Genomic DNA, 12178 nt, shown 5'->3' on the forward strand with positions numbered 1-12178 from the left:
AGGTTTGGATACCTTCATAGACCAATCCGTTCGGATGAAATGTATCTTAGAATCCGAAATTAATGTCTATTCGTCCGGAATTTGTGCGACGCACAACACCCGGCGAGACGTTCGTGATGCGCTTGAACGCGCGAGCGAAGGATGCTTCGGATTCATAACCCAAACGGGCTGCGACCTCGGCAACCGACATACCATTTTGGCCCAACAACTCACCGGCAAGCTGCATGCGAAGACGCGCGAGATAACGTGCCGGTCCTTCCCCCAATATAGCGCTGAAGCGCTCGGCGAAAATCGAGCGTGATTGACCTGCCAAGCCGGCGAGGCTTTCGAGGGTCCAGTTATGGCCAGGGTCTCGGTGCATGGCCGCGAGGACGCGGCCGATATGAGGGTCGCGGATGGCGGCAAGCCAGCCCGTGGTCGAGGCACCAGTGCAATGGACCCAACAGCGGATGAGCCGGGCGGTCAGCAGGTCGGCCATTCGTGACAAGATGGTGGCACTGCCCATTTGTGGCTGCGCCGCCTCCGCCGTCATAGCCGCTAGCAAGGGTCCCACAATTGGGTCATTGCCGGCCACGTCGCAGCCCTTGATGATCGCTGGCATCAGCGTGATCAGAGGGTTTAGCGCACAGGCTCCCAGGGCCATGGAGCCGCAGAAAAGAGTGCTTGCCGCGCCAGTTCCTTCTCTCACCACTTCGCACACGTTGCTCCCCAGATTGGTCACCTGGCAACCATCGAGCGAGTCCCCGACAACATCCGGCGCACTGGCAAGCCGATGAGCGGTGCCTTGCGGAAGCAGCACCAGATCGCCCTCGCGCAACTCTTGCCAACCCTCTGCTTCGGTATGGATCCAACATGGACCTTGGCTGACAAAGTGAAAGCGAAGAAACGCTTGTTGCGGAAAAGCGATGTTCCACGGATGTCGCAGCTCGCAGCGACCATAGCTGACTCCGCTTAGGCGAAAGTCTTGCAAAACTTCGCTCAGCGCATCCATCGGAATGTGTGAATGTGAAGATGCTTCGGATGAATTGGTAGGCATTTTACCAATATATACGCCGAACGTCCGACAGGCAAGAGAGACAATCACTTGGCACCACCGCCTTGCTGTTGAACTCCATATGAAACTCTTCCGATTCGTCGTTTATCTGGCGCCGAGATGAGAACCGCACCGCTCGATTGTTCTCAGGCGAGCGTACCGTTGCAGGCGCACGCACCGGTAGGGCCGGAAGCAATCCAAGCGGGAGAGAGACGCCTCCGGCAACGACAATTGGGATCCGGCCGAAGAAGACGGCCGGGTGCGTCCCGTACACATGTGCACTGCAACAACGATTGCCACTTGCAATGTTTATAAAAATGTCTATCACTAAACATATTGCTAAACATGAAGATTGGGGACCTCATGTAGGCATTCTCTGAAAGTGGTGAGCTTGCACGTCGGCAGGGAACCCGGCCGGCCTTTAGTTCTGGGAGGAACTTATGCAAAGGAAATCGAAAGCTCTTATCGGGTTGGCCTCGGCATTCATCATGTCGTCAGCGCTGCCCAATCTCGCAAAAGCCGACCAACTGACACTCTGCTGGGCTGCTTGGGACCCGGCGAACGCGCTTGTCGAACTCTCAAAAGATTTCACTGCCAAGACCGGCACCGAAATGAAATTCGAGTTCGTGCCCTGGACGAGTTACGCGGACCGCTTCCTCAACGAATTGAACTCCCACGGAAAACTCTGCGACCTGATCATCGGTGACAGCCAGTGGATCGGCGGATCGGCGGAAAACGGTCACTACGTCAAGCTCAACGACTTCTTCGACAAGGAAGGCATCAAGATGGATGACTTCGTGCCGGCGACGGTGGTGGGCTACTCAGAATGGCCGAAGAATACGCCGAACTACTGGGCGCTGCCTGCCATGGGCGACGTGGTCGGCTGGACCTACCGCAAGGACTGGTTCGAGCGGCCGGAACTGAAGAAGGAATTCAAGGAAAAGTATGGCTGGGATCTCTCGGCGCCGAAGACCTACGACGAGCTGAAGCAGATTGCCGAATTTTTCCAGAAGCGTCAAATCGACGGCAAAACCGTCTATGGGGCGTCGATCTACACCGAACGCGGCTCTGAGGGCATCACCATGGGCGTGACGAACGTGCTGTACGACTGGGGTTTCCAGTACGACAACCCGGACAAGCCCTATCAAATGCAAGGCTTCGTCAATTCGCCCGATGCGGTAAAAGGTCTGGAATTCTACAAGGCACTCTACGATTGCTGCACCCCGCCCGGTAGCTCCAACGTCTACATGGTCGAGTCCGCCGATGCCTTCAAATCCGGCCAAGTCGCGATGCAGATGAACTTCGCCTTTACCTGGCCAGGCCTCTACAAGGACGAGAAGGTCGGCGGCGACAAGATCGGCTTCTTCCCCAATCCTGCCGAAAAGAAGCATTTCGCTCAGCTTGGCGGACAGGGCATCTCCGTCGTCTCCTATTCCGACAAGAGGGACGCCGCTCTGCAGTACATCAAGTGGTTCGCCCAGCCTGAAGTCCAGGCTAAATGGTGGAAACTTGGCGGCTACTCCTGCCTGAAATCGGTCGTGAACGCGCCGGACTTTGCCTCCAGCCAGCCCTATGCCCAGGCGTTCCTGGACTCGATGGCGATCGTCAAGGATTTCTGGGCCGAGCCGAGCTATGCAACCCTCCTCCAGGATATGCAGAAGCGCGTGCACAACTATGTCGTGGCCGGCAACGGCACCGCTCAGGAAGCGCTCGATGGGCTGGTGAAGGACTGGTCGGAAGTCTTCAAGGACGACGGCAAGATCTAGTGTTCAAGTTGACGCGGAACATCCTTGCCAGAACGGCGGCCCGGATCGCCAAGACTGCCGGGCCGCCTGATGTCTCACATACGCAAACACCAGGTGACATCTTGAACATTTCCTCTTCATCCGTGGTCGAGAATGCAGCTGACGCGACCGCAAGGGCGACGCCGACTTCGGTCGCTCACCGCGTCCGTGGCCTGTCCGACCGAGCGATCGCCTGGGTGTTCATCGCCCCCACCATTATCCTTCTTCTCGCCATCAACATCTTCCCGCTCATCTGGGCCATCTATCTCTCGTTTACGAACTATCGCGCCAATCGTCCGAATGCGCCGGTCCTGAACGTCGGATTGAACAATTACGAGCGTGTCCTGACCGACCCCGACATCTGGCAGGCGATGCAGACGACAGCGCACTTCGTCTTCTGGACGATCCTGCTGCAGACGGTGATTGGCTTCACGCTCGCCTATCTCATCGACCGCAAGTTTCGCGGCCACGCGTTCTGGACAACGCTGATCCTGATCCCGATGATGCTGTCTCCGGCCGTCGTCGGCAACTTCTGGCGCTTCCTCTACGAGCCACAGATCGGCCTCTTCGCCTACGCCGTCTCTCTCCTCACCGGCATCCCGACAGCCAACATCCAGATGCTCGGCAGCGTCTCGCTGGCACCCTGGGCGATCATCATCGTCGATACCTGGATGTGGACCCCCTACGTGATGCTGATATGCCTTGCAGGTCTGCGCTCAATTCCGGACTACATTTACGAGGCTGCCGAGGTCGATCGCGCCTCCGCATGGCGTCAGTTCTGGTCGATCACCGTGCCAATGGCCCTTCCCTTCATCATGCTCGCCGTGCTTTTCCGCGGCATCGAAAACTTCAAGATGTTTGACATGGTCACGCTGTTGACCGGCGGTGGCCCGGGTTCAACCACCGAAGTCGCCTCCATCACGCTGAAGCGTGCTGCCTTCGAGAGCTGGGCAACAGGTCGGGCCTCTGCCTTCGCCATTGTCCTCTTCGTGGCCGTGTTCGGCCTCGCCAACATCTACGTCAAAGCACTCAACAGGGTGAAGCAACGATGAGCTCCGTTACCTCAGCCCATTCGGTCGTAGAACCGAGCCCAACCAGCAAACGCATCGCCGGCGTTATCGTGATCCTTTACGCCTTGATTACCCTGATCCCGCTCGTCTGGATTTTCCTGACCAGCATCAAGTCGCCGCCGGATTCCATCAGCTACCCTCCCAAGATCGTTTTTACGCCGACGCTGGAAGGCTATTGCAACCTTCTGACGACCAGGACGCGGCAGACGCCGGAATACATCGCCTCCCTACCCGTGCCGACCGGTACATGCGACGAGGTGACACGCAAGCGAAACATGGTGATCGCCGGCCCCTCGAACTTCCTGCCGCGTTTCGTCAACTCGCTGGTGATTGCCTTCGGCTCGACGTTCCTGGCGGTCTTTCTGGGAACGCTCGCCGCCTACGGCTTCTCCCGCTTTAGAGTGCCGCTTGCCGACGACTTGCTATTCTTCATCCTGTCGACGCGAATGATGCCGCCCATCGCCGTCGCCATCCCGATCTATCTCATGTACCGCGAGCTTGGCCTTTCAGATACGGCGCTGGGCATGATCCTGCTCTACACGGCTGTCAACGTCTCGCTTGCAGTCTGGTTGCTCAAGGGCTTCATCGACGAGATCCCGAGGGAATACGAGGAAGCCGCAATGATCGACGGCTATACCCGGCTGCAGGCCTTCTGGAAGGTTGTCCTGCCGCAGGCGACCACGGGTATCGCCGCCACCGCGATCTTCTGCCTGATTTTCGCCTGGAACGAGTATGCCTTTGCTGCCCTGCTGACATCGGGCGAAGCTCAGACGGCGCCACCCTTCATTCCGACCATCATCGGCGAGGGCGGTCAGGACTGGCCGGCAGTCGCGGCGGGAACGACGATCTTTCTCATTCCGATCCTCGTCTTCACTATTCTCCTGCGCAAGCAGCTCTTGCGTGGCATTACCTTCGGAGCGGTCCGCAAATGACGCATCTCATCGAAACACCGCGCCCTTCCCCCGCTAAGCGTCCCTTCTTCCTGCGCCGCGGTCCGATGGAAAACATCGCAACCACACTGATTGCGATCGGTTTTCTCATGCTCTTCCAACCATTCCTGCTGGTTCTCTATACCTATTCACTGGTAACGCTGCTCGCAGGCACGGCCATGTTCATCATCGTCTCGAAGTTCCCGGAGTGAGCTATGGCGGACATCAGAATCGAAAATCTCCGCAAGCAATTCGGCAGCTTCGTCGCGGTGCAGGATTCGACCTTCCACGTTCAGGATGGCGAATTCCTGGCATTGCTCGGACCGTCTGGCTGCGGAAAGACGACGACACTTCGTATGATTGCCGGACTTGAACTTCCGACCAGCGGCAAGATCCATCTTGCCAACGAAGACGTCACCTTCAATCGCGCCAGTGCCCGGGACATAGCCTTCGTGTTCCAGCTTTTTGCGCTCTATCCGCATATGAACGTGCGCAAGAACATCGGCTTTCCCCTGCTCTCCCAAGGCATGCCGAAGCGGGAAATCCGCCAGCGCGTCGAGGAAACTGCGCGATTGCTGCAGATCGATCATATCCTCGACCGATCCGTTTCCGGACTTGCCGGCGGCGACCGTCAGCGCGTGGCTCTCGGCCGGGCGATCGTGCGCCGCCCGAAGTGCTTCCTGATGGACGAACCCCTCGGCACGCTCGACGCTGAATTCCGCGAAGTCATGGTCCACGAACTGCGCGAACTGCACAACCGCATCCATGCGACGACGGTTTACGTGACGCATGATCAACACGAAGCCATGGCGATGGCCGACAAGATCGCGGTCATGAACCATGGTGTCATCGAGCAATTCGGCACGCCGCAGGAAATCTACAGCAAGCCAGCCAGCATGTATGTCGCGGATTTCATCGGCTCACCGCCGATGAATTTCATGCGCTTCACCTCAGGCCTTCGGACGGGGGCCCGGTCGATATCGCTTCAAGGCGTCGATGTCAGCGTTCCCGAGGTACACCAGGACTTGGCGGAAGCCGAACTGGCGCTTGGGATCAGGCCCGAACATATTCGCTTCAGCGATGCCTCACCTTTGCGTGGAGCGGTCTACGGCAGCGAATATCTCGGGACCAATCAGGTTGTAGCAATCGAGACGTCGAGCGGCGTCATCAAGGCTCGCGTCCCGGCAAATCGCAACTTTCGTATCGGCGAGACGGTTGGTCTTGAGTTCAACCCGGCCAAGCTCGCGCTGTTCGAGTGCAAGTCGGGGCGCGCCATTGCTTCGGCACTTTATTCGGAGGCATGACATGGCTGACGTCGTTCTTAAAGGCCTCAACAAGCGGTTTGGCGACACACAGGCTCTCGCTGATTTGGACCTCTCGATCCGTGACGGTGAGTTCGTCGTCCTGCTCGGGCCAACGGGTGCCGGGAAGACGACGACACTGCGCCTGATTGCCGGGCTGGAGCGCCCCGACAGCGGCCGCATCGAGATAGGCAGTCGCAACGTCACAAGCGAAGCTCCAGCCGACAGGGACGTCGCATTCGTCTTCCAGCAATATTCGCTCTATCCGCACATGACGGTCTACGACAACCTTGCCTTCCCGTTACGAGCGCCAGTGCGCAAGCTCAGCAGCGAAGAAATCGACCGACGCGTGCGGGAAATTGCGCGCATGGTCAGGATCGACCATAAGCTGGAGAACCGTTCGACACGACTGTCGGGTGGCGAAATGCAACGCGTTGCGATCGGGCGGGCGCTGGTGCGCCGTCCCGCCATCTATCTCATGGACGAGCCCCTCTCGTCGCTCGACGCAAAGCTACGCGCGGAACTTCGCCTGGAACTCAAGCGGATCCAGAAGGAGCTCGGCTCGACGTTGCTCTATGTAACCCACGACCAGGTCGAAGCCATGACGATGGCGGATCGGATCGGTATTGTTGCCGGAGGAAGGCTGTTGCAGGTCGGGACGCCCCGCGAAATCTACGGCAATCCTGCCAGTCTTCATGTCGCTGCTCGTCTTGGCCAGCCGCACATCAACCTATTGCCCGCCGATCTTTTGCCTGGCGCCAATCCGCCCCCCGGGACTAAGACGATCGGCGCAAGAACAGAGCATCTCGATATCATTGTCGACGCGAACGCCAATGCCAAAGTCGACTGGATCGAACACCTGGGAGACCAGAACCACCTGCACATTCAGGTGCATGACCATAAACTCGTCACGCTCGCCGATCCACATCTTACGATCCGGCCAGGTGATCGAATAAGCCTGACGCTGCGCGATCCGCTCTATTTCGACGCCAGCGGCCAACGCCTCGGATAAGCAACGGAACGAACGAAAGCACTGGCACGAAAAGACGGGTATCACTCCATGAAACATTTCTTCAATCGCCGCGAAACCATCGTTACCGAAGCTCTGGACGGCCTGCTCCTGACAAGCAGCGCCGGTCGACTTGCCCGCTTGGATACCTTCCCCGAGATCAAGGTGATCCTGCGCGCGGACTGGGATAAGTCAAAGGTCGCAATCATCTCCGGCGGCGGAGCCGGTCACGAGCCTTCGCACGCCGGATTCGTCGGCAAGGGCATGCTCACTGCGGCTGTATCCGGCGAGATTTTTGCCTCCCCCAGCGTCGATGCGGTGCTGACAGCCATCCGCGCGGTCACCGGCCCCAAGGGCGCTCTCCTGATCGTCAAGAACTACACGGGTGATCGTCTGAACTTCGGCCTTGCCGCCGAAAAAGCGCGTGCCGAAGGGTTCGGCGTCGAGATGGTGATTGTTGCCGACGACATCGCAATTCCTGGCATCAACCAGCCGCGTGGCGTTGCGGGTACGCTGTTCGTGCACAAGATCGCCGGCTATCACGCAGAAGCCGGCGCTGACCTAGAGACCGTTGCAGCCCAGGCGGCGGCCACAGCACGCGACATCGTTTCGCTCGGCATGTCGCTTTCGACCTGCAGCGTGCCCGGCCAGGCGCATGAAGATCGGCTTGGCGCCGAGGAAGGAGAGCTCGGCCTTGGCATCCACGGCGAGCCAGGGGTAGAACGCATTGTGCTACAGCCGGTTGCCGATCTGGTGACCACGATGACCAATCGGTTGGCGGCCAAGGTTAGCGAGGCAGAAAATTATGCACTGCTGATCAACAACCTTGGCGCGGTGCCACCGCTTGAGATGGGCGTTATCGCCAATGCCGTGCTGTCCTCACCTCTTTCCGGCCGTGTTCGACTGATTGTCGGCCCGGGACCGATGATGACCGCGCTCAATATGAACGGCTTCTCACTTTCATTGATCCGGTTGGATGCTGCTCGCGAAGCCGCACTGAAGGCTGCGGTCGAGCCGCATGCCTGGCTACCGGCCACCGAACGGCACGAGATCGCTATTGTTCCTGCACCGCGAGTATCCGCGCGGCATGCAGCGACGTCTCCCAGCGACGACGATCGGATACGTCGCCTATTGACGGCGCTGTGCGAGCATCTGATTTCCCTCGAGAGTGAGCTCAATCGCCTGGACAGCCGCGTCGGCGACGGCGATACGGGTTCCACCGTGGCGACGGGAGCGCGCAGCATTCTTTCCCGCATCGACACGCTGCAGCTGAAGGATCCTGCTGCCACCATGGCGTCGATCGGTGAGATCTTGAGTACGAGCATGGGCGGCTCGAGCGGCGTGCTGCTCTCGATCTTCTTTACGGCCGCGTCCAAGGCCATGGCGGACAAGGCTGATTTAGCTGTCGCTCTACTTGCCGGGCTCGATCGGATGACGTTTTATGGAGGCGCGGGCGTCGGCGACCGCACGATGGTCGATGCACTGGCGCCAGCGCTCTCTGCCTTGACGTCAGGTGACATCGCGGCCGCGGCAAGGGCTGCAGCGGATGGCGCCGAGTCGACGAAGGCAATGCGAAAGGCAAAGGCCGGCCGCGCCTCATACGTTGGAGAGAAGGATCTGGAGGGAGTGCCGGATCCAGGCGCGGTGGCTGTGGCAAACGTATTTAAAGTTGCGGCATCGCTGACATAGCTGGCGCTGCTGTAGGGAGGACAACAGGTGCAGGCAGAACCAGTTCTTCTTGCGGGATTGATTGAAGTTTGCCGTGCGACGATTGCGGCAAATAGCGATCATCTCTGCGCGCTGGATCGCGCAATCGGTGACGGCGATCATGGAACCAATATGCGGCGCGGCTGTGAAGCGGTTAGCGCCGAAGAGGCAGCGGTTTCAAGTCTTCCCCTGCCTGACGCGCTGGAAAGGATAGGCCTGACACTGGTGATGAGCATAGGCGGTGCGGCCGGCCCGCTTTACGGAACGCTGCTAATGGAAATGGGGCGCGAGCTTCGCAAATCAGATGCAGGACAGGACTTTTCCTTGGCGTTAAAGCAGGCCATTGATGCCGTTGCCCGTCGCGGGCGTTCGCACCCGGGAGACAAGACCCTGCTCGACGTGCTGTACCCTGTGCAAGATGCGCTTGCGCACCATTCGCCATTGACCGATATCGTGCGTCAGGCGGAGCTTTCCGCAGGGTTTACCGCCGCCATGAAGGCCATGCGCGGCCGGGCAGCCTATCTTGGAGAGCGTTCGATCGGCCACGTTGATCCGGGCGCATCGAGCTGCGCTCTTCTGACAATTGCTATCTGCCGTTACCTTGAGGAGCATGGCCCGGCATGAGTGAGAAGACCCCAAACGTCGGGATTGTGATCGTCTCCCACTCGCCGCTGGTCGCGCGAGGCACGGCCGACATGGTGCGGCAGATGGTGGGCGACAGCGTGCCGCTCGCCTGGTCGGGCGGCAATAGTCACGGAGAGCTCGGCACGGATGCCGGCGGCATCCTGACGGCAATAGAAGAGGCCTGGTCAGAAGCAGGGGTCGCCGTGTTCGTTGACCTTGGCGGGGCCGAAACCAACAGCGAGATGGCCATCGAAATGCTCGGTTTGCCGCGCGCAAAACTCATCTCGATCTGCAATGCTCCGGTGGTGGAAGGCGCGGTCATCGCGGCTGCCGAGGCCTCCGGCGGGGCATCGCTGGCAAAGGTTGTGGCGACAGCAGAAGAACTGTCACCCTGATGAGCGGCGAATTGCGCATAAGAAACCGGGAGGCCGAATAAGTGCATGCCAGTTGCCAGACGGAGGTCGAAGTGAAGCACGGGGTAGGATTGCACGCCCGCCCCTCGGTAACGTTCACGCGGTTGGCAAAGTCGTTTCCCTGCTCGATCGAAGTCGCGGTCAATGGCAGCGACGTCTGGCTGAATGGCAAGAGCATCATCAAAATCATGGGCGCTAAGATCCGCAAGGGTTCCATGCTGAAAATCCGCGCCGACGGAATCCTGGCAGAAGAGGCAATCCGGGCACTGAAGGACCTCATCGAGCGCAACTTCGATGAAGAAAAGAAACATGGCCGTACCGCTTAGATTGAAAGCCACCAGAGCCTCACCGGGGGTAGCATCCGGGCCGGCCTATATCGCGGAACCGCCGGCCGCCGGTGCCCCGTCGCAATCGGCCGTTTCAGGGCACGCAGAGCTGGCAGCGGCCATCGAAACCGCTATCGACGAGCTTCAGAACCTTGCCGCGGGCACCGACGCAGAAGGCGGCGACATCATCGATTTTCAGCTCGAAGTGCTTCGTGATCCGACGATCGCCGAAGTGGCAGGCGCGCGTATCGATGCGGGCGAGAATGTCGTATTCGCGTGGGTTGGGACACTCGATGGGTACATCCATGAACTGGAGAGTGCTGAAGAAGAACAGACGCAGGCACGCGCCGTCGATATTCTGGACGTCAAAAATCGCGTGCTGGCGGCGCTGACGGGGACGCCGGTAAAGGACTTTCCGGCCGGATCTATCTATGTCGGCAAGGACATGGAGCCCAGCCGTTTCCTCGCGCATGACTGGTCTGCGGGCGGCGGCATCGCGCTCTACGCCGGCAGTGCCGTGGGCCATGTCGCCCTTCTTGCCAGATCACGGTTGGTCCCAATGGTTATCAGCGCGGGACGTTTCGTCACCGCTGGCGGCCAACATATACGCGTTGATGGAGATGCAGGCGTGATCGTCCTTCAGATGGACAAGGAGGGCGCAGCGCCAATCCGATCCGGGCTTACAGCATCAAGCACAGTGCCGGCTGAAGACAATGGGATGCTGCAGACGGCGGATGGTGCGCAAATTCTGTTGTCTATCAACCTCAACGCCCCCGACGAAATCGACGGGATCGCGGCAGCGACGACAGCCGGCATCGGATTGATGCGCTCCGAATTCGCACTGCTCTCGCTCGCCGATGCCGCGAACGAGGAGAAGCAACTCGCCATCTACCGTCGCATCCTTGACTGGGCCGGCGGCAGAGGGGTGACGATCCGCATGCTGGATGTCGGCGGCGACAAGCCACTCTCAGGCCTCGCAACTTCGCCCGAATTGCGCGGTATCCGCCTTCTTCTTGCCCGGCCTGAGATTGCGCGCGTTCAAGTACGTGCATTGTTGCGTGCAGCCATCTTCGGTAATCTGCGCGTCATGCTGCCGATGGTGACTTTTCCGTCGGAAGTCGATGATATGCGGCAGATCTTTCGAGAAGAGGCGGCCGAGCTTGCGCGCCGGGGCGTGCCGCACCGCCTGCCTTCGATTGGCATGATGGTAGAGGTGCCGGCCGCCGCGCTCATGCTCGAGCAGTTCGAAGGCGCGGACTTCTTTTCATTCGGCACCAACGACCTTGCGCAGTATCTTGCCGCCTCGACCCGCGAAGATGCCGATTTCGCCGCACATCGCGGGAAGGCCGCGCAGGCTGTACTGCGCCTGCTCGCTTATGCCGTGAAACTTGCCGGCAGCAAACCGCTCAGCATCTGCGGCGACATGGCCGGCGATCCGCGCCTGACGGCAGAACTGCTCGCCGTCGGCATCCGGCATTTTTCCATGGCGCCCGCTCAACTTCCCGCGATAAGATCGGCGATCGTCGGTTTGAACGCCGATGGGACAAAGGCAGCCGGAGAATAAGATGGCGCGCGAAGAAACCGAAGACGCCATTATCGCCTACAAATCAATTCTGGCGCAGATCATCGACAACCGACCTTCCGGAACCCGTCAGCGGCTGGCCACGGAACTAGGCAAGCATCGTAGCTTCGTCACGCAGATAACAAGCCCGACCTACGCGACGCCTCTACCCGCGCGGCATCTCGCGACGATCTTCCGGGTTTGTCATGTCAGCGCCGCCGAACAGGAGCGTTTTCTGGAGGCCTACCAAAATGCGCATCCCGGTAAACTGCCTGAGCTTGGCGCCTCGGAAAAACTGCGGCATCTTTCACTCATGGTCCCTGATTTCGGCGACGAGCGACGCAACCGGCTGCTGGAGGAAGCAATCGCCGATCTGGTGCAGAAGATAGCAGCAATTTCCGGACCGCCGGAGTGAACGGCG

The 12178-nt window shown here is 59.6% G+C and carries 13 protein-coding genes; 12 read left to right on the top strand and 1 reads right to left on the bottom strand.

The annotated features are described in order from the left end of the window. Positions 1-46 precede the first annotated feature (46 nt). Positions 47-1036 carry an AraC family transcriptional regulator gene (locus GA0061101_RS19510; protein ID WP_037198076.1) on the bottom strand — a complete coding sequence of 330 codons (990 nt, stop codon included), beginning with the start codon at positions 1034-1036 and terminating at the stop codon, positions 47-49. A gap of 437 nt (positions 1037-1473) precedes the next feature. On the opposite strand from GA0061101_RS19510, the gene GA0061101_RS19515 reads away from it, so the two are divergent. From GA0061101_RS19515 to GA0061101_RS19570, 12 genes are all read left to right on the top strand, one after another. Continuing rightward, positions 1474-2799 carry an ABC transporter substrate-binding protein gene (locus GA0061101_RS19515; RefSeq protein WP_037198074.1) on the top strand — a complete coding sequence of 442 codons (1326 nt, stop codon included), beginning with the start codon at positions 1474-1476 and terminating at the stop codon, positions 2797-2799. A gap of 101 nt (positions 2800-2900) precedes the next feature. Then, positions 2901-3869 (top strand): carbohydrate ABC transporter permease, encoded by a 969-nt coding sequence (locus GA0061101_RS19520; protein ID WP_037198175.1) that lies wholly within the window; start codon positions 2901-2903, stop codon positions 3867-3869. Then, on the top strand, positions 3866-4819 hold the full coding sequence (locus tag GA0061101_RS19525) for a carbohydrate ABC transporter permease (protein ID WP_037198072.1): 954 nt from the start codon (positions 3866-3868) through the stop codon (positions 4817-4819). The genes GA0061101_RS19520 and GA0061101_RS19525 overlap by 4 nt, the downstream gene beginning before the upstream one ends. Continuing rightward, complete coding sequence (locus GA0061101_RS19530; RefSeq protein ID WP_037198067.1) at positions 4816-5028, top strand: hypothetical protein; 213 nt, start codon at positions 4816-4818, stop codon at positions 5026-5028. Before GA0061101_RS19525 ends, GA0061101_RS19530 begins: the two co-directional genes overlap by 4 nt. A gap of 3 nt (positions 5029-5031) precedes the next feature. Continuing rightward, a complete protein-coding gene (locus tag GA0061101_RS19535) occupies positions 5032-6120 on the top strand; it encodes an ABC transporter ATP-binding protein (protein ID WP_037198065.1) in 1089 nt (362 codons plus the stop codon). Position 6121: 1 nt separating this feature from the next. Next, positions 6122-7129: an ABC transporter ATP-binding protein gene (locus tag GA0061101_RS19540; RefSeq protein ID WP_037198063.1), complete on the top strand. Its 1008-nt coding sequence runs from the start codon at positions 6122-6124 to the stop codon at positions 7127-7129. A gap of 48 nt (positions 7130-7177) precedes the next feature. Beyond that, a complete protein-coding gene (locus tag GA0061101_RS19545) occupies positions 7178-8815 on the top strand; it encodes a dihydroxyacetone kinase subunit DhaK (RefSeq protein ID WP_092574561.1) in 1638 nt (545 codons plus the stop codon). A gap of 27 nt (positions 8816-8842) precedes the next feature. Next, positions 8843-9457: a dihydroxyacetone kinase subunit DhaL gene (gene dhaL / locus GA0061101_RS19550; RefSeq protein WP_037198059.1), complete on the top strand. Its 615-nt coding sequence runs from the start codon at positions 8843-8845 to the stop codon at positions 9455-9457. Beyond that, positions 9454-9852, top strand: a complete 399-nt coding sequence (dhaM, locus tag GA0061101_RS19555) for a dihydroxyacetone kinase phosphoryl donor subunit DhaM (RefSeq protein WP_037198058.1) — start codon at positions 9454-9456, stop codon at positions 9850-9852. Before dhaL ends, dhaM begins: the two co-directional genes overlap by 4 nt. Before the next feature lie 41 nt (positions 9853-9893). Then, a complete protein-coding gene (locus GA0061101_RS19560) occupies positions 9894-10196 on the top strand; it encodes an HPr family phosphocarrier protein (protein WP_037198056.1) in 303 nt (100 codons plus the stop codon). Beyond that, positions 10180-11760, top strand: coding sequence for a putative PEP-binding protein (locus GA0061101_RS19565; protein WP_037198055.1), 1581 nt, complete (start codon positions 10180-10182; stop codon positions 11758-11760). Before GA0061101_RS19560 ends, GA0061101_RS19565 begins: the two co-directional genes overlap by 17 nt. A 1-nt stretch (position 11761) precedes the next feature. After that, entirely contained in the window at positions 11762-12172 is a 411-nt protein-coding gene (locus tag GA0061101_RS19570; protein WP_037198054.1) for a hypothetical protein, read from the top strand. Positions 12173-12178: the final 6 nt, after the last annotated feature.

This window comes from Martinezella lusitana (assembly GCF_900094565.1).
Lineage (GTDB): Bacteria > Pseudomonadota > Alphaproteobacteria > Rhizobiales > Rhizobiaceae > Rhizobium > Rhizobium lusitanum.